This is a genomic window from Microbacterium sp. C23T, from assembly GCF_053345975.1.
The window spans coordinates 26083-42574 of record NZ_JBKFBD010000041.1 but is presented as its reverse complement, the minus strand read 5'-3'; the positions used below and the strand labels follow the sequence as shown (position 1 = coordinate 42574).

17 protein-coding genes are annotated in these 16492 nt (G+C 70.9%); 11 read left to right on the top strand and 6 right to left on the bottom strand.

Annotation, left to right across the window (positions count from 1 at the left end; genetic code table 11):
- Window positions 1–224 precede the first annotated feature (224 nt).
- From ACLBXX_RS18885 to ACLBXX_RS18860, 6 genes are all read left to right on the top strand, one after another.
- The gene (locus tag ACLBXX_RS18885) at window positions 225–1049 is read left to right on the top strand and encodes an ABC transporter ATP-binding protein (protein WP_447659291.1); all 825 of its coding nucleotides are present in this window, start codon (window positions 225–227) and stop codon (window positions 1047–1049) included.
- The gene (locus ACLBXX_RS18880) at window positions 1046–1720 is read left to right on the top strand and encodes an ABC transporter permease (protein WP_447659290.1); all 675 of its coding nucleotides are present in this window, start codon (window positions 1046–1048) and stop codon (window positions 1718–1720) included. The genes ACLBXX_RS18885 and ACLBXX_RS18880 overlap by 4 nt, the downstream gene beginning before the upstream one ends.
- Entirely contained in the window at window positions 1717–2445 is a 729-nt protein-coding gene (locus ACLBXX_RS18875; protein WP_447659289.1) for an ABC transporter permease, read from the top strand. The genes ACLBXX_RS18880 and ACLBXX_RS18875 overlap by 4 nt, the downstream gene beginning before the upstream one ends.
- Window positions 2446–2474: 29 nt before the next feature.
- Complete coding sequence (locus ACLBXX_RS18870) at window positions 2475–3389, top strand: ABC transporter substrate-binding protein (RefSeq protein WP_447659288.1); 915 nt, start codon at window positions 2475–2477, stop codon at window positions 3387–3389.
- Between the two features lie 152 nt (window positions 3390–3541).
- On the top strand, window positions 3542–4915 hold the full coding sequence (locus ACLBXX_RS18865) for a hypothetical protein (protein ID WP_447659287.1): 1374 nt from the start codon (window positions 3542–3544) through the stop codon (window positions 4913–4915).
- A 19-nt stretch (window positions 4916–4934) separates the two neighbouring features.
- The gene (locus ACLBXX_RS18860; RefSeq protein ID WP_447659286.1) at window positions 4935–5234 is read left to right on the top strand and encodes a hypothetical protein; all 300 of its coding nucleotides are present in this window, start codon (window positions 4935–4937) and stop codon (window positions 5232–5234) included.
- Between the two features lie 11 nt (window positions 5235–5245).
- Here ACLBXX_RS18860 and ACLBXX_RS18855 read toward each other — a convergent pair whose 3' ends face one another.
- Together ACLBXX_RS18855 and ACLBXX_RS18850 are read right to left on the bottom strand one after the other, a co-directional pair.
- On the bottom strand, window positions 5246–5647 hold the full coding sequence (locus ACLBXX_RS18855) for a DUF3054 domain-containing protein (protein ID WP_447659285.1): 402 nt from the start codon (window positions 5645–5647) through the stop codon (window positions 5246–5248).
- Complete coding sequence (locus ACLBXX_RS18850) at window positions 5644–6387, bottom strand: sulfurtransferase (RefSeq protein WP_447659284.1); 744 nt, start codon at window positions 6385–6387, stop codon at window positions 5644–5646. Before ACLBXX_RS18850 ends, ACLBXX_RS18855 begins: the two co-directional genes overlap by 4 nt.
- 167 nt (window positions 6388–6554) lie before the next feature.
- Here ACLBXX_RS18850 and ACLBXX_RS18845 point away from each other — a divergent pair, with 167 nt between their 5' ends.
- Window positions 6555–7517 (top strand): alpha/beta hydrolase, encoded by a 963-nt coding sequence (locus ACLBXX_RS18845; RefSeq protein WP_447659283.1) that lies wholly within the window; start codon window positions 6555–6557, stop codon window positions 7515–7517.
- 60 nt (window positions 7518–7577) lie between these two features.
- Entirely contained in the window at window positions 7578–8594 is a 1017-nt protein-coding gene (locus ACLBXX_RS18840; RefSeq protein WP_447659282.1) for a helix-turn-helix domain-containing protein, read from the top strand.
- 349 nt (window positions 8595–8943) lie between these two features.
- On the opposite strand, the gene ACLBXX_RS18835 is transcribed toward ACLBXX_RS18840, so the two are convergent.
- Window positions 8944–9879: an SDR family NAD(P)-dependent oxidoreductase gene (locus ACLBXX_RS18835; protein ID WP_447659281.1), complete on the bottom strand. Its 936-nt coding sequence runs from the start codon at window positions 9877–9879 to the stop codon at window positions 8944–8946.
- 117 nt (window positions 9880–9996) lie between these two features.
- On the bottom strand, window positions 9997–11412 hold the full coding sequence (locus ACLBXX_RS18830) for an amidase (protein WP_447659280.1): 1416 nt from the start codon (window positions 11410–11412) through the stop codon (window positions 9997–9999).
- A 325-nt stretch (window positions 11413–11737) separates the two neighbouring features.
- Here ACLBXX_RS18830 and ACLBXX_RS18825 point away from each other — a divergent pair, with 325 nt between their 5' ends.
- Window positions 11738–12109, top strand: coding sequence for a hypothetical protein (locus ACLBXX_RS18825; RefSeq protein ID WP_387138957.1), 372 nt, complete (start codon window positions 11738–11740; stop codon window positions 12107–12109).
- A gap of 59 nt (window positions 12110–12168) precedes the next feature.
- Entirely contained in the window at window positions 12169–12777 is a 609-nt protein-coding gene (locus ACLBXX_RS18820) for an ArsR family transcriptional regulator (protein WP_447659279.1), read from the top strand.
- Between the two features lie 12 nt (window positions 12778–12789).
- Here the strand turns inward: ACLBXX_RS18820 and fdhD are convergent, their stop codons facing one another.
- The gene (gene fdhD / locus ACLBXX_RS18815) at window positions 12790–13704 is read right to left on the bottom strand and encodes a formate dehydrogenase accessory sulfurtransferase FdhD (protein ID WP_447659278.1); all 915 of its coding nucleotides are present in this window, start codon (window positions 13702–13704) and stop codon (window positions 12790–12792) included.
- Between the two features lies 1 nt (window position 13705).
- Window positions 13706–14770, bottom strand: a complete 1065-nt coding sequence (moaA, locus tag ACLBXX_RS18810) for a GTP 3',8-cyclase MoaA (protein WP_447659292.1) — start codon at window positions 14768–14770, stop codon at window positions 13706–13708.
- Window positions 14771–15030: 260 nt separating this feature from the next.
- Between moaA and ACLBXX_RS18805 the strand changes: the two genes are divergently transcribed.
- The gene (locus tag ACLBXX_RS18805; RefSeq protein ID WP_387138966.1) at window positions 15031–16476 is read left to right on the top strand and encodes a cytochrome ubiquinol oxidase subunit I; all 1446 of its coding nucleotides are present in this window, start codon (window positions 15031–15033) and stop codon (window positions 16474–16476) included.
- Window positions 16477–16492: the final 16 nt, after the last annotated feature.

Below are 16492 nucleotides of genomic sequence, written 5' to 3'. Positions count from 1 at the left end.
CGCCCTGTCGGCGACGTTCTCGCCGACAGGGCCGCCGCCGATCACGATGAGGTCGTACTCCCGAGCAGTCATGCGCCCTAACGTAGCGGCCGGCGATGACACCGGCGACGTCCTTGCCGGCAGCGCACACAGGCGGAAGGATGGCGCAGGTTACGTCCTCTGTCCAGCGCCGCCGTCATGTCCGAGGGCTGTGGTTATCTGGGAACCCCGGCCGAAAGGGCAGCATGGCGATCGAATTCCGTGGGGTCTCGAAGCGATATCCCGATGGCACGGCCGCCGTCGAGGACTTCAGCGTGCTCATGCCCGCGCACAAGACCACGGTGCTCGTCGGCTCGTCCGGCAGCGGCAAGACGACATTGCTGCGCATGATCAACCGCCTGGTGGATCCGACCGGCGGGATCATCACGATCGACGACGAGCCGATCTCGGAGCGCGACCCCGTCACGCTGCGCCGGGGCATCGGCTACGTGCTGCAGAACGCCGGCCTGCTCCCCCACTTCTCCGTCATCGACAACATCGCGACGGTGCCGGTGCTGAACGGCGTCCCGAAGGCGAAGGCGCGCGAGCGGGCTCTCGAGCTGATGGATGTCGTGGGTCTCGAGCGCGGCCTTGCCAAGCGGTATCCGAGTCAGCTGTCCGGCGGTCAGCAGCAGCGCGTGGGCGTCGCCCGCGCCCTCGCCGTCGACCCGAACATCCTCTTGATGGACGAGCCCTTCGGCGCCGTCGACCCCATCGTGCGTCGCGAACTGCAGACCGAGACGCTCCGCCTGCAGAAAGAGCTCGACAAGACGATCGTCTTCGTCACCCACGACATCGACGAGGCGTTCCTGCTCGGCGACCAGGTGGTGATCCTCGAGAAGGGCGCGCGCATCGCGCAGATCGGCAGCCCCAGCGAGATCATCGAGAACCCGGCGAGCGACTTCGTCGCCGACTTCATCGGCGTCGAGCGCGGCACGCGGGCGCTGCGCGCCAAGCGCACCGCGCGCGGCACGGTGCTCGTCGACGACGCCGGCCGCACGCAGGGCGTGCTCGTGGAGGACGAGCCGTGAGCTGGGTCGCCGACAACGTCGACCTGATCTGGGCGCTGACACTCGATCATCTGCGGCAGAGCGCCATCGCCATCATCGCGGGCTTCATCCTGTCGGTGCCGCTCGGGTGGCTGGCCTTCCGGTACACACGGCTTCGAGGCACCATCCTCACCGTCGTCGGGCTGCTGTTCACGATCCCGTCGTTCGCGCTCTTCGCCCTGCTCACGACACTGTTCGGAATCCCCTACCAGTCCGAGCTGAATCTCATCGTCGCGCTCACGATCTACGCCGTGGCGATCCTGACCCGATCCGTCACGGACGGACTCGCCTCGGTCGACGCCGGCACGAGGTCCGCCGCGGTCGCGGTCGGCTTCGGCCCCTGGCGACGTTTCTGGACGGTGGACTTCCCCCTCGCCGGACCCGTGGTGCTCGCGGGGTTGCGCGTGACGGCGATGTCCACGATCTCGCTGGCGACCGTCGGAGCGCTGATCGGCGTACAGAACCTGGGCTATCTCTTCACGAACGGGTCGCAGCGCCGCATCCTCGCCGAGGTGTTCGCAGGCGTCGTCGCCGTCGTCGTGATCGCGGTCGTCATCGACCTCCTGCTCATACTGGTGGGCCGCGCACTCATGCCGTGGACCCGGCGGATCACCACGCCGCGCCGCGCCAGGCTCCGGGCGGTGACCGCATGAACCTGCTCGCGGACGCGTTCGCCTGGATCTTCTCCCCCGCACGGTTGACGGGCTCCCTGCCGCTGCCGACCGCCATCGCCCAGCACCTCGCCTATACGTTCGGCTCGGTTGCGATCGCGGCCGTGATCGCAGTCCCCATCGGCTGGCTCATCGGTCACACGGGCAAGGGTCGCGAGGTAGCGGTGTTCCTTTCAGGGGCTGCCCGCGCACTGCCCGCCCTCGGGCTCGTCGTACTCCTGTATCTGCTGTTCGGGGTCACGCTCAAGACCGAGGCCGCAGTCGCCGCGTTCGTGGTGCTCGCCATCCCGTCGATCCTCGCCGGAGCGTATGCCGGCATCGAGGCGATCGACCGCGCTGTGATCGACGCCGGCCGCGCGATGGGAATGACCCAGTGGCAGATCCTGTTCCGGATCGAAGTGCCTCTCGGACTCTCTCTCCTCATCGGCGGTTTCCGCTCCGCGACGCTGCAGGTGGTCGCCACGGTGACCATCGGCGCGTATATCGGGGTGGGCGGCCTCGGGTTCTACATCCTCCAGGGAATCGCGCTGCGCGACTTCGCAGAGATCCTGGGGGCCTCGATCATCGTCGTAGCCCTCGCGCTCGTCCTCGACGGACTCTTCGCTCTGCTCGCCCGCTTCGCCGTGCCACGCACCGACGGCCCGCGTCGTCGGCCGTCACGAGCCACCCGCACCGAAACGGTCCGCTCGCTGCAGGTCTCCCACTGATCCCTCACCACCACACCGGAGGTACGACAATGTCCACAGCACGAACCCGCCTCGCGGCCGCCCTTGCCGGAACCGCCGTCGCGGCACTCGCCCTTGCGGGCTGCGCCTCGAGCGACCCGCTCGGCGGCGACAGCACCGACAGCGGCTCCACGCCCGACTCATCGACGATCGTCATCGGCTCGCAGGCGTACTACTCGAACGAGATCATCGCCGAGATCTACGCGCAAGCGCTGGAGGGCGCCGGCTTCACGGTTGAGCGCAACTTCAACATCGGCCAGCGCGACACGTACATCCCCTCGCTCGAAGACGGATCCATCGACCTGTTCCCCGAGTACACCGGCAATCTGCTGCAGTTCTTCGATCCTCAGACGACGGCCACGACGTCGGATGACGTCTACGCGGCCCTCAAGGATGCGCTGCCCGACGGCCTGACCGTGCTCGACCAGTCGCCGGCGACGGATCAGGACTCGTACAACGTCACCGCCGCGTTCGCCAAGGAGCACAGCCTCACCTCGATCGCCGACCTCGTCGGCATCGAGGGCCTCGTGCTGGGTGGGGCGCCCGAGCTCGAGGAGCGGCCGTACGGTCCGAAGGGTCTCAAGGATCTGTACAACGTCGACGTGAGCTTCAACGCCACCGCTGACACCACCGTCGATGAGCTGGTCGCCGGCAACATCCAGGTGGCGAACGTCTACAGCGCCGACCCCCGCATCAAGACCGACGATCTGGTGACGCTCGAAGACCCGAAGGGCCTCTTCCTCGCGTCGAACGTCGTCCCCGTCGTCAACGCCGATGTCGCCGACGAGATCGCCGACGTGATCAACGCGGTGAGTGCCGCGCTGACGCCCGAGGGCCTCGTCGCGCTGAATGTCGAATCGACCGTGGACCAGCGCTCGTCCGAAGACATCGCCAAGGATTGGCTCGCCGCCAACGGCCTGAGCTGACACCGCGAAACCACCGACAGCGCCTCCTGCGTCGCCCGCCCAGGGCTGTGCAGGGGGCGCTGTCGTCGTCTCCGCTCGCCCGAGTCGCCCTACCGCGGGCGGGACGCACCTTCGCTAGGTTGGGCACCCAGGAGACCGCGAACAGGAGCCTCATGTCCGATCCCCTGCCTCCGGGCGACGCCGCCGACGCGGCGACGCCGGGCGACCCCGCGAACGCCTCGAATCCTGACGGCGCGCCAGCCCCGCGGCGCTATCGCACACCCGACCTCGACGCGCCGCAGTACGCGGTTCCGGCGTACGCGGCACCGGAACCCGGCGACGCCCCGCCCTCGCCGACTGCGTCGGGCACCCCGGGCCCGTACGCAGCGCCGCACGGCTACGGGCTCGCCGGCACGGATCCGCGCGGAGCCGACCACCTGCTCCCGCCCTACGCGTGGGACGGCGCGGCCCGGGCACCCGGCGACCCCGTCGCGCCCGGCCACCCCACCACTTCGGCGTACCCTGCTGCGCCCGGCTCCCCGACGGCACCGCCCGGACCGGTGTACCCGGTGCCCGGAGGCCGCGACAGCCGGCCCAAGGCGCTCGCCATCGTCGCGCTGGTCCTCGCCGGTGCCGGGGTACTTCTGCTCTTCGTCGGTGTCGGGCTCGGATCGGGCGCCGGTCTGCTCGCTCCCCTGCTGCTCCTCGCGGCGTTCGTCCTGTCGCTGGTCGCTCTCCTCAGCCGGAATCAGGGAGGCAAGGGCTTCGGCGCGGCCGCGCTGGCGACGTCGGTCCTCGGGGGCCTGGTGACCGTCGTGGTGGTGGTCTCGGTGCTCGGACCGTTCAGTACTTCCTCCCGCGATGACGTCGTTCCGAATACAGGCGACGGGTACGACGACTACGCCATCCCCGGCGTCGCCGCGCCGGGGACGGACGGCCGGCCCGACTCCGGCGCGCAGTTCCCGACGCCCCAGCGGCCGACGGTGACGGAGACCGCGTTCGGGCACGACTTCGGCGACATCTGGTGGTACGTCGTCGTGGTCGACAACCCGAACGCCGACTATGTGTTCGACGCTTTCCTCGACGCACAGGCGTACGCCGAGGACGGCACCGTCATCGGTTCGTCGACCGCCATCGCGACCCTGCTGTCGGGCCAGACCGCGGTCGTCGGCTACTTCACCATCGAGGGCGAAGAGCTGATCGACACCCTCGAAGTGACCGTGCCCGAGGCCTCGCATGCGACGCTCTCGCCGGCGGACGAGACCGGCTCGTTCCGCGTCGACGGGCTCACGGGCACACCCGATCCCGGCGGCACCTCGACGCGCACCCCGCCGGGCACGGCGACCGGCACCGTGAGCGGGCGCTTCGCCGATGATCAGCGCTACGTCGCCGTCACCGTGGTCGCCCGGGCGATCGACGGCCGCATCGTGCGCGCCGCCACGACGTATGTCGACGAGGTGCCCGGCGACGGGACTCCAGTGCCCTTCGAGGCGTGGTTCGCCGAGTTCCCTCCCGACGTCACCCTCCAGGCCTCCGCTCACCGCTGAGGCGACGTACGCTGTCGGCATGACCGTGGGCGACGCGATGGTGTGGGGATTCGTCTCCGCGATCGTCGCGCTGCCGGTGTACTTCCTGTGGTTCTCGTTCGACACGCACAAACGTCGCCGGCGCGGCGAGACGCCGGCGCACTCGTCGGGCGGGCTGCTCGGAGTCGAGGAGTTCTTCTACCCGACGGCCGAGAACGCCCGCGCGGTGTGGGAGGCGGAGCAGATCACGCCGGCACCCGCCCCGCTTCCCGGAGACGGCCCCGGTGTGATCGACGGCAACCGGATCGTGATCGAGACCGGCCTCCGCAAGACAGCCTGAGCCCGCCCGAGTCAGCGCCGGCGCACGCGACGCACGATCGCGACGATGACCCGCCAGCCCACGAGCGCAACCAGCAGCGTGAGCGACGCCACGATGATGAACGCCGGCGCGGTGCCCTGACCCGAGACCCAGCGCAGCAGCATCCCACCGGCGACGGTGATCGCCCAGACGCCCAGGCCGGTGCGCACCGGCGCCGCCGGCGCACGCCACGCTCGCGTGACGAGCCAGCCGATGCCGAGGCCCGCCAGGAATGGCCAGGCGGTCTGCCAGAGGCCGGCCCAGACGTCGGAGTCGTGGCTCGCGCGACCGATGGCGGCGAACGCGATCACCAAGACGGCATCGACGCCGAGCGCGCCCAGGACCGCGGCGCGGCCGACGGGACGAGGAGCGGCCGCTGGTTCCTGCGCGGTCATGCGAGGGCTCCCGACCGCGGGGCGAGGCCCGGCGTCAGAGCCTCCCGCTCGTCGAACACGAAGCAGTCGCCGCTCCAGTGGTCGCCGCCCACGTGCTCGAAGTAGCCCAGGATGCCGCCGTCCAGCTGGTAGGCCTCGACGCCCGCCTCGCGCAGGTAGATCGCCGCCTTCTCGCACCGGATGCCGCCAGTGCAGTAACTCACGACGGTCTTGCCTTCGAGGTCGGATGCCGCGGCGGCCGCGGCATCCGGGAACTGCGTGAACCGCTCGATGCGCCAGTCGAGAGCGCCGTCGAAGGCGCCGTAGTCGACCTCGAAGGCGTTGCGGGTGTCGAGCAGCACGACCTCGCGGCCGTCATCGTCGTGACCGCTGTCGAGCCACCGGCGGAGCGTCGCGGGCGCGACGGCGGGCGCGCGATTGCCCTCGGGGCGGATGGTGGGGTGGTCCATGCGGATGATCTCGCGCTTGACCTTGACGAGCATCTTGCCGAACGGCTGCGCGTCCGACCAGCTCTCCTTCGTCGCGAGCGCGGCGAAGCGCGGATCCTCCCGCAGCGCGGCGACGAAGCCGCGCACCCCCTCGGCGTCACCCGCGAGGAAGAGGTTGATCCCCTCCTCGGCGAGCAGGATCGTCCCCTTCAATCCGCCAGCGACCGCGCGCTCACGCAGCAGCGGGCGCAGCTCGCCCGCGTCGTCGATGCGTGTGAAGAGGTACGCCGAGATGTTGAGAACGGATGCCACCCCTCCAGCCTAAGGAGCCCCCGCGGCGCCCTGCGCACGAGCGGCCGCGCACCTGGCGGGTTCACAGCCCTGAAACCGCCGCACACGGCGGTCGCGGCATCCATCACCATGAAGTGAGGATCGACGTACGCCGCAGCGCCGCGGCGGACCCGAACGACGGAGACCCCATGCCCGAGCTGACCGCACCACCCTTCGATCCCGAGCTCCACGCCGCGCTCGGCCTCATCGCCGAGGTCATCAAGCCCACGCTGACGCCCGAGATGATCCCGCTGATGCGCGAGATGCCCGCCGACCCTACGCTCGACGACCAGGTCGCGGCCGTCGGCGCCGTGCACGAGGAGCGCACGATCGCCGGCTACGACGGCGGCGAGATCGTGGTGTCGATCTACCGTCGGCCCGGCCGGACCACGACGGGGCCGGGGATCTACCACATCCACGGCGGCGGCATGGTGATCGGCAACCGCTTCATGGGCGTGCAGGCCTTCCTGCCCTATATCGCCAGCCACGACGCGGTCGTGGTGAGCGTCGAGTACCGCCTCGCGCCGGAGTTCCCCGACCCGGTGCCGGTGGAGGACTGCTACGCGGGCCTCGTGTGGACGGCGGAGCACGCCGACGAGCTCGGCATCGACCCGACGCGGATGATCGTCGGCGGAGCGAGTGCCGGGGGCGGTCTGTCGGCGGGCGTGACGCTGCTCGCCCGCGACCGCCAGGGCCCGCCCCTGCGCGCCTCGCTGCTCATCTACCCGATGCTCGACGACCGCAACGAGTCGGTGTCGGCGCTGCAGATCCAGGGCATCGGCGTGTGGGACCGCACGAGCAACTTCACCGGCTGGAACGCCCTGCTCGGCGACCGCCGCGGCACCGACGACGTGTCGATCTACGCCGCTCCCGGCCGCGCCGAGGATCTCTCGGGCCTGCCGCCCACCTTCATCGACGTCGGCAGCGCCGAGGTGTTCCGCGACGAGGACGTCGCCTACGCGTCGCGCATCTGGGCGGCCGGCGGCATCGCCGAGCTGCACGTGTGGCCCGGCGGTTTCCACGGGTTCGACGGCTTCGCACCGCAGGCCCAGATCTCGATGGCGATGATCGAGACCCGCCACCGTTGGCTCACCCGCATGCTCGACGCCTGAGCCGCTCTGCTGAGTCCCGCCCGCGTAGGGTGGGGCTCAGCAGCGTCGAGGGGGATGCCGATGAAGGAACTCGTGGGCAGGCTCAGCGCCCTCGATCCCGAGGCGAGCGAGACGCTCAAGGTCATCGCGTACTTCGACGCGCTGGTCGACGGCCGCGTCGGCGCGGAGGGGATGCTGCGCGGAGCCGCCGTGCTCAGTGGCGCGCCGATCGGACACGTGCACACCGGCCGCGCCGAGGGCCGCCGCTTCGGCGCGGATGGTGCCGAGTTGGCGCCGGGCCGTCCCGACGACTGGCCGGCTGTCCCGTCGGCCGACGGCTCGACGGTGTGGCTCGAGCGCGCCGGGGACGCTCACGCGAACGACGCCATGGTGCTCGAGCGGCTGGCGATCGCGCTGTCGATCCAGTCGGTCCGGCTCGACACCAGCACGCCCACGCGTCGCGCGGTCGAGGTGCTGCTCACGGGCGACGCGTCGGAACAGGAACGCGAGGAGGCGGCCGCCCGGCTGTCGCTGGGCGCGCACACCGCGATCCACGCGGTCGCCGTGCCGCCGACGGTGCGCCTCGACCGGCCTCTCGCCCACGCCGTGGTCGCGACGCGATTCGGCCTCGCGCGCGCCGCCCTCTCGCCCGACGACCGTGCGCCCGCACCCCGAGCGGGCATCGGGACGGCAGCCTCCGGGCTGTCCGACCTGCGCGAGTCGTGGCGGTCCGCCCTCGTCGCGCTGCGCCTCGCCGACGACGACGAGCCCGCCGTGCGCGCCGCCGACCTCGGCCCTCTGTTGCAGCTCGCCGAGACCGAGGACCTGCGCGCATCGCCGCATCCCGACGTGCTCGCGATCGACGCGCTGCTCGCGACCGCGTGGAGCGAACGGATGCTGCGCGCCCTGGCCGGCGGCGCTTCTCAGCGCTCGCTGGCCGCCGACGCCGGCGTGCACCACTCCACGATGGGCGCACGACTGCACGAGCTTCCGACGCGGCTCGGGTATGACCCGTCGACGGCGCGCGGGCGCACGCGCCTCGACGTCGCGCTCATGCTGCACCGGCTGGCGCACGCACGGTTCGACCCCGGCCGCTGATGCGTAGACCCGCACCGCGTCGCGGTCAAGGGCCTCGCCGCGTCGTCGCCCGCGCCGCAGGCTGGGGGTGATGCAGGGCACGATGCGCGGCCCTCGTTCCTCCCAGGAGACGTCATGACCGACCCCACAGTCCCCGAGCCCATGCCCGACCAGACCCCGCCGGGTGAGATGCCTTCCGGGCCGGGCTCTCCCGGACCGGGAAGCCCTGACCCGGGCCCCGGCCCCAGCATCCCGTCGCCGCCGGACGAGCCGATGGCGCCCTGGCCCGAAGAGCCACTGGCGCCCCACCCGGAGGAACCCCCGTTCCCGCAGACGCCCGAGACGCCCGGACCGTAGCCGACGCTCCGGCTCAGGCGCGCACGGCGTCGCTGCGGTCCTGCAGCAGCTGTTCGGCCACCGCCCACATCCGCGCACCGTCGACCGGGTCGGCGAGACGTCGATACGGGCGCACGGGGCCGGCCGCTCCGCCGAAGTGCAGCGCACCCGTAGGGCCGAAGAAGCCCGGGCCCGGAGTACCCGTGACCGCAGCGAGCAGCGCCGGTTGCGCGGCCTGGGCGGGCGTATTGCCGAGTCCGTCGGCGAGTCGGCGTCCGAGACCGCCGCGATCGCGGGCGCGCATGGCCGGCGCGATCCCGGTGTCGGGCACGACGCCGGGATGACTGAGGTGCACCGTGACGCCCCCCTCTCCCGCCGCCGCGCGCCGGGCGAGTTCGTAGCCGAACAGTGCCAACGCCACTTTCGACGCCCCGTAGGCGCGCAGCGGGGAGTATCGGCGCTCGCTCTGGAGATCGTGCCAGGCAGGGCGCGCGAAGCGGGCGGCCAGGCTCAGCTGCACGACGACGCGCGCTCCCCGCTCCTGCAGCAGCGGCAGCAGCACCGTCGTGAGCGCGAAGTGCCCCAGGAAGTTCGTCTGGAAGTGCAGCTCGAAACCATCGGTGCTCACGTGGCGCTCGCGGTCGCCGAGCAGCACGATGCCGGCGTTGAGAAAGACGAGATCGAGGGGCGTGCGATCGGCCAGGATCGCCGCGGCGAGCGCGCGCACCGAGTCGAGGCGCGCGAGGTCGACGTCGACCAGGTCGGCACGCGCGTCGGGCGCGCTCTCCCGGATGCGTTCGACCGCCCGCTCTCCCTTGACGCGATTGCGCACCGGCAGCATGAGATCGGCGCCGGCCGCCGCAAGGCCACGCGCGATCTCGACGCCCACGCCGTCGCTCGCGCCCGTGACCAGTGCGGTGCGCCCGCGCAGATCGGGCAGCGCGACCGGCGACGCCTGCGTGCGAGACATGGGTCCTCCGTTCGGCTCCGTCTCGGAAGAGGACGGACGGATGCCGCTGATACCGCCCGCACCCCCGGCGGGCCTGCCTCAGCCTGGCGCAGGGCGCCTCCGTGCGCCAGAGGCGCCTCAGACCGGCGAAGGAACCGGGGGAAGAGCCGGTACTCCGGCTTCGACCGCGCGCCCCGCCTCGAACAGCACGTCCTCGCCGAACGCGGGGCCGACGAGCTGCACGCCGGTCGGCATCCCGTCGGCGCCGAGACCAGTGGGCAAGGCCAGCGCCGGCAGTCCAAGGAAGTTGACGACCACCGTCAGCCACAGATCGCGCCACGCCCGGTCCGCGGCCTCCTGACCGCCCAGGTCGTAGTCGGGCTCGCGCATCCGCGAGGTCGACACAGGTCCCAGGATCACCGGCACCTCGACCTGCAGCCGTCGCCACTCCGCCGCGATCGCGGCTCGCCGTGCCCACGCCTCGGCGTACTCACGCGCCGACTCGTACGGGCGCGCCGCCGCCGTGCTGTCGCGCAGGAACGCCGTGGCGGAACGCCCCAGCGGCAGGCCGAGGGCCGCGGGGTCGAGCGAGATGAGCATGTCGGTGCACGACAGCCGCCGCCACAGCACGGCCGCCTCCTCGAGCAGCGGGACGCCGACGTCGACGACATCCCAGCCTTCACGCGCGAGGGATGCCGCGGCCCGGTCGACTCCGGCCGCCACCTCCGGATCCACCTCGAGGCCCGCAGGATCGCGCACGACGCCGACGCGGCGCGGCACCGCGTCGGGGTGCACCGCAGGAGCGGCGAGCGACACCGGGTCGTCGGCATCCCATCCCTGCATGACAGCGAGTGCGCGCGCGACGTCGTCGACGCGTCGCGCCATGGGCCCGTTCACGGAGAACTGCTGGAGCGTGAGCGCCACCGACTGCTCGCGCACCGCCGCACGTGGCACACGCCCTTGCGAGGGGCGGAGTCCGACCACGCCTGCCGCGTAGGCGGGGAGGCGGAGCGAGCCGCCGAAGTCGTTGCCGACGCCGATGGCGCTCATCCCGGTCGCCACGGCGACGGCGTCGCCTCCGCTGGATCCGCCGGCACTGCGTGCGCGGTTCCACGGGTTCAGAGTGCGGCCGAACACGTCGTTGTCGGTGTCCCACCGCATCCCGAAGTCGGGCATGTTTCCCCGGGCGACGGGCACCGCCCCGGCATCCCGCAACCGCCGCACGACGGTGGCGTCTCGGGCCGGCACGGCGTCGGTCAGCCCTCGCCAGCCGTTCGTCGTCGCCGACCAGGTGAGGTCGATGTTCTCCTTCACCGAGATCGGCACGCCCGCGAGAGGCCCGGGGTCGCGACCCGCCTTCACGGCGGCGTCCACGTCAGCGGCAGCGGCCCGCGCACGGTCGGCGAAGACCACGGTGAGCGCGTTGAGTGCGGGATCGATCCGCGCGATGCGGGCCAGATGCTCCTCCACGACCTCCTGCGCGGTCACGTCCCCCTGCCGCACGGCAGCGGCGATCGCGGTGGCGGAATCGAGGGGAGGCGGCGGCTGGCTCATGTCGGTCCCATCCCACCACGAGCGTGCGAACGCCGGCGATCGGCACAGCCGGATAGCACTCAGGAGACGCACAGGCAATCCCCCTTGCGAACACCGGCGGCGGGCGTAGCTTCTCTCTCAGACCCCGCGAGCGCGCGCCCCGAAGCTCCACCCCCTGACGGACGGCGATCGTGGATGGTGAGCGCGGAGATCGCTCCCCCAGTGGCGGTTCTCCCTGGCGCCCCGACGCTGTCCGCCCGTCCCCGCCGGCGGACAGCGCCATGTCCGGGCGAAATCGTGCGAATCGTGCGATGCCCCGCCACCGCGCGCCACTAGAGTCATGCCCATGGCATCAGGCAAGCAGCAGCAGAAGCCCGAACCCGAGCTCCACGGCGGCGTCCTCTCGGGCGGCGGAAGCTCCACCCTCTGGGGCTGGCTCATCGGACTCGTCGTCTTCGTGTTCGTGGCGGTTCCCATTTCGATCGCGGTGCGCTTCGCGACGCACCCGGCGACGCAGTCGCTGTTCGGCGGACGCCTCGAGGACGCGACCAGCGGCGCCTACTCCGCGTTCTGGTGGATCGTCGCGCTGTTCCTCTTCGCCATCCCCGTGCTGGTCGGCTGGGGCGTCGCGAAGCTCTCCGGCCGCACGCTCGCGATCATCGTCGGCATCGTCGCGGTGTTCTTCATCGCGATCCTCATCTTCGGCCAGCTGTTCTGATCCGACACGGGTGAACCTGCGGGGACCCGGTCGTCGTGGCGCCCCGCGATAATGGGACCATGACGACCGGGTACAGCGCGATCTCGAGCTACTCCCGCGTCGAGATCATGCACCTGCTGCAGGAGCGCCCGCAGCGGGCGATCTCCGAACTCGTCGAGGCGACAGGTCTCCACGCCAACACCGTGCGCGAGCACGTGCAGCGCCTCATCGACGCCGGGTACGTGATCGCCGAGACCGAGCACCGCACCACGCGCGGCCGCCCGCGCGTGCTCTACTCCGCGGCCACCGGCTCCGACGAGGCATCGAGCCCTGTCGCCGTCCGCCGGGCGGAGGAGGCGGCTCGTCGCGGAGACCTGCTGCGTCGCGTGTACGGATCCGGCACGGATGCCGAACTCGGCGCCGACGCGCTGCACCAGCTCGACGCGCTCGTGGAGGACCTCGGCGACGCCGGCTTCGACCCTCTCATCGACGAACGCGACCTCACGGTCGATCTGACGCCCTGCCCGCACGTGCCCGCCGCCGAGCACCGCGGCGTGCTGTGCGACGTGCACATCGGGCTCATGGACAGCGTGCTCGCGCAGGCCGGCGGCCCGCTGCGGGTCAAGGGCATCGCGCCGTCGTGCGACCCGACGCAGTGCGTCGTGCAGCTCGCCGCTTCGCGCGGCTGAATCCCGGCGCGGTCAGCGCACCCCGGCCGTGACCCGCACCCGGTCGGGCCGGGCGTAGACGTTCATCGACGACCCGCGCACGAACCCGACGAGCGTGAGCCCCGAGGCCGCGGCCAGCTCGACGGCCAGTGACGACGGCGCAGAGACCGCGGACAGGATCGGGATGCCGGCCATCACGGCCTTCTGCACGAGCTCGAAGCTGGCGCGGCCCGACACCTGCAGCACGGTTCCGCTCAGCGGCAGGCGATCCTCCAGCACCGCCCAGCCGATGACCTTGTCGACGGCATTGTGCCGGCCGACGTCTTCCCGCAGCACGAGCAGCTCGCCGGACACCGCGTCGAACAGCGCCGCCGCGTGAAGACCTCCGGTCTTGTCGAACACCGTCTGACCGGCGCGCAGCTCATCGGGAAGACCGGCGAGCATGGTCGCGTCGACGGCTGCCGCATCCGTCCCGACGTCGTAGCGCGACTGCTTCTCGATGGCCTCGATGGACGCGGTGCCGCACACGCCGCACGAACTCGTCGTGTAGAAGTTGCGGGCGATGTCGGTGACGAGCGGTGCGAGCTCGGGCGCGAGCGCGATGTCGAGGACGTTGTAGGTGTTCTCGCTCGAGGTCGCCAGCTCCGTGGGACCGATGCCGATCGTGAGCAGCGGGGTGGACGGCACAGCCCCGGTGCCCGGGCCGCCGCAGTGGATCGCCGAACGCAGGTCTGCTGCGGCCGAGATCACGCCCTCCGAGACCAGGAATCCGGCGGCGAGGTCGAGGTCGTTGCCGGGAGTGCGCATCGTGACGGTGAGCGGCTCGCCGGCGATCCGGATCTCGAGCGGTTCCTCCACGACCAGCGTGTCGGCGCGACGGCGCACCGCCACGTCGCCGTCGTTCAGCGCGATGCGGGTGACGGGGCTGCGGGCGGTGATGCGGCCCATGTCAGCCGCCGATCGCGTTCATGCCGCGCGCGGGCTGCAGGAACGACGGATCGTTGATCGCATGGCCCGGCAGCTTGCCGCGCACGCAGGACCGCAGCATCCCATCCACCTCACCGTCATCACCACCCGCGCGGAGGATCGGGAGCAGGTCGTACTCCGTGGTCGAGAACAGGCAGTTGCGCAGCTGCCCGTCCGCGGTCAACCGCAACCGGTCGCAGTCGCCGCAGAACGGCGCCGTCACCGACGCGATCACACCGACAGTGTGCGGGCCACCGTCCAGGGTCCACCGCGCCGCCGGCGCCCCGCCCCGGCCCGGCACCGGCGTCAACGCCCACCGTGCCGACAGGGCGGTGAGGATCTCGTCCTGCGTCACCATCCGCGACCGATCCCACGTATGCCCGGCATCCAACGGCATCTGCTCGATGAACCGCATCTGCGCACCATGCGCGATCGCGAACTCCACCAGCTCCACCAGCTCGTCTTCGTTCACATCCCGCATCGCCACCGCGTTCAGCTTCAGCGGGCGCAGACCGGACGCCCCGGCCGCCGCGATCCCCTCAAGCACGTCATCCAACCGGTCCCGGCGGGTCAGCGCATGGAACCGGTCACGGCGCAGCGTATCGATCGAGATGTTGAGCCGGGTCAGCCCGGCCCCCACCAGGCCGGGCAGCAGCTCGGGGAGCCGGATCCCGTTCGTCGTCATCGCGATCTCCACCGGCCGCCCATCCGGGCCGGTGATCGCCGCCAGCCGTCGCACCACCTCGACGATGTCGGTGCGCAGCAACGGCTCCCCACCGGTGAGCCGGAACGTGCTGATCCCGTCCGCCGCAGCCACCCGCGCGATCCGCACGATCTCATCCAGCGTCAGGATGCTCGTCTTCGCCAGCCACTCATTGCCCTGCTCCGGCATGCAATACGTACACCGCAGCGAACACCGGTCCGTCAGCGAGATCCGCAGATCGCGGTGCACCCGCCCATGCGTATCCACCAACGGGGAACCGATCGACCCCACCGGAACAGCACTCGCGACCGCGCCGAGCCCCGCGGATGCCACAGGAAGCGGCATCCGTCGCCCGATCGTCACCGGGATCGCCGTCACGCGCCCGGCCCCGATCGCTGTGCCCGGCTCGCCATGATTCCGAGGGTAGTCGCGCGAGGGGCGCCCGGCGCCGGTGCAGCCGCTTTATTCACGGCGAGGAGGCTCGCTCCCTGCGCGAATTCCTGGGAATCTGGGACCAGCGGGCGCCCCTGGGGATTCGTCGCCCGTGTGGTCTGACCACATGCTACGGTGATCAGACCCAGTCCGGAACGATCGGAGAACGCATCGTGGATCTGCTGGACCCTCTGCTGCTGGCGCGCTGGCAGTTCGGCCTCACGACGCTGTACCACTTCCTCTTCGTCCCCCTCACGCTCGGCATGGCGCTGACGGTCGCGATCTTCCAGACCGCGTGGTTCCGCACCGGCAACGTGAAGTGGCTGCACCTGACGAGGTTCTTCGGGAAGATCTTCCTGATCAACTTCGCGATGGGCGTCGTCACGGGCATCGTGCAGGAGTTCCAGTTCGGCATGAACTGGTCGTCCTACTCGCGGTTCGTCGGCGACGTGTTCGGGGCCCCGCTCGCCTTCGAAGGCCTGATGGCCTTCTTCTTCGAGGCGACCTTCATCGGCCTGTGGATCTTCGGGTGGGACAAACTGCCCAAGGCGCTGCACCTCGCGAGCATCTGGATCGCGACGATCGGCGCGTGGTTCTCGGCGTACTTCATCCTCGCCGCGAACGCCTTCATGCAGAACCCGGTCGGCTTCAAGATGGCCGAGGACGGCTCGCGCGCCGAGATGACGGACTTCTGGGCGGTGCTGACGAACCCGGTGGCGCTGGCGGCACTCCCCCACACCCTCTTCGCGGCGTTCATGATGACCGCGGGTGTGATCGTCTCGATCTCGGCCTGGCACCTGCTGCGCAAGCAGAACGTCGAGATGATGCGCTCGTCGCTCAAGTTCGGCCTCTGGGGCCTCATCGCCGCCTTCGCCGGCGTCGCGATCTCGGGCGACCAGCTCAGCCTCGTGATGGTGGCGACGCAGCCGATGAAGATGGCGGCCGCAGAGGCGATGTTCGACAGCGCCTGCGGGGCCGATGCCTCGTTCTCGATCTTCACGCTCGGCACGCCCGACGGTACGAGCGAGCTGTTCTCGATCCGCGTGCCGTACCTGCTGGCGCTGCTGTCGACGCACTCGCTCGACGGCTGCGTCGAGGGCATCAACGACCTCAACAACCTCTACACGACCGAGCTGTTCCCGCAGTTCGCCGACCAGGTCGACGGCAACTTCGCGCCGATCCTCTGGGTCACGTACTGGGCGTTCCGCTGGATGATCGGCCTCGGCGGCGTCGCGGCGCTCGTCGCGGTCGTGGGCCTCTGGCTCACCCGGAAGAAGGCCAAGCGCGAGGTTCCCGCGTGGGCCTGGCGACTGGCGATCTGGGCCTGGCCCGCCTCCCTCCTCGCGATCCTCGTGGGATGGGTCTTCACCGAGATGGGCCGCCAGCCCTGGATCGTGTTCAGCCTCATGCTCACCGAGGACGGCGTCTCACCCTCGGTGCCCGGATGGACCGTGCTCATCTCGCTCACCGCGTTCACCCTCATCTACGCGGCGCTGGCGGTGGTCGAGTTCGGCCTCATCCTGAAGACGACCAAGAAGGGCCCTGAGCCCCTTCCCGAGCCGGGAGCGCCGGATGCGCGCACCCAGGCGGTCGAAGACACCCCGACGACGGTCTACTAAGGGCTGCAGGAGCACA

Coding starts and splice junctions, on each gene's coding strand:
- ACLBXX_RS18865 (WP_447659287.1), top strand. CDS start 3,542: ATGTCCGATCCCCTGCCTCCGGGCGACGCCGCCGACGCGGCGACGCCG.
- ACLBXX_RS18870 (WP_447659288.1), top strand. CDS start 2,475: ATGTCCACAGCACGAACCCGCCTCGCGGCCGCCCTTGCCGGAACCGCC.
- ACLBXX_RS18845 (WP_447659283.1), top strand. CDS start 6,555: ATGCCCGAGCTGACCGCACCACCCTTCGATCCCGAGCTCCACGCCGCG.
- ACLBXX_RS18820 (WP_447659279.1), top strand. CDS start 12,169: ATGACGACCGGGTACAGCGCGATCTCGAGCTACTCCCGCGTCGAGATC.
- ACLBXX_RS18830 (WP_447659280.1), bottom strand. CDS start 11,412: ATGAGCCAGCCGCCGCCTCCCCTCGATTCCGCCACCGCGATCGCCGCT.
- ACLBXX_RS18855 (WP_447659285.1), bottom strand. CDS start 5,647: ATGACCGCGCAGGAACCAGCGGCCGCTCCTCGTCCCGTCGGCCGCGCC.
- ACLBXX_RS18840 (WP_447659282.1), top strand. CDS start 7,578: ATGAAGGAACTCGTGGGCAGGCTCAGCGCCCTCGATCCCGAGGCGAGC.
- ACLBXX_RS18825 (WP_387138957.1), top strand. CDS start 11,738: ATGGCATCAGGCAAGCAGCAGCAGAAGCCCGAACCCGAGCTCCACGGC.
- ACLBXX_RS18835 (WP_447659281.1), bottom strand. CDS start 9,879: ATGTCTCGCACGCAGGCGTCGCCGGTCGCGCTGCCCGATCTGCGCGGG.
- ACLBXX_RS18860 (WP_447659286.1), top strand. CDS start 4,935: ATGACCGTGGGCGACGCGATGGTGTGGGGATTCGTCTCCGCGATCGTC.
- fdhD (WP_447659278.1), bottom strand. CDS start 13,704: ATGGGCCGCATCACCGCCCGCAGCCCCGTCACCCGCATCGCGCTGAAC.
- ACLBXX_RS18885 (WP_447659291.1), top strand. CDS start 225: ATGGCGATCGAATTCCGTGGGGTCTCGAAGCGATATCCCGATGGCACG.
- ACLBXX_RS18875 (WP_447659289.1), top strand. CDS start 1,717: ATGAACCTGCTCGCGGACGCGTTCGCCTGGATCTTCTCCCCCGCACGG.
- moaA (WP_447659292.1), bottom strand. CDS start 14,770: ATGCCGCTTCCTGTGGCATCCGCGGGGCTCGGCGCGGTCGCGAGTGCT.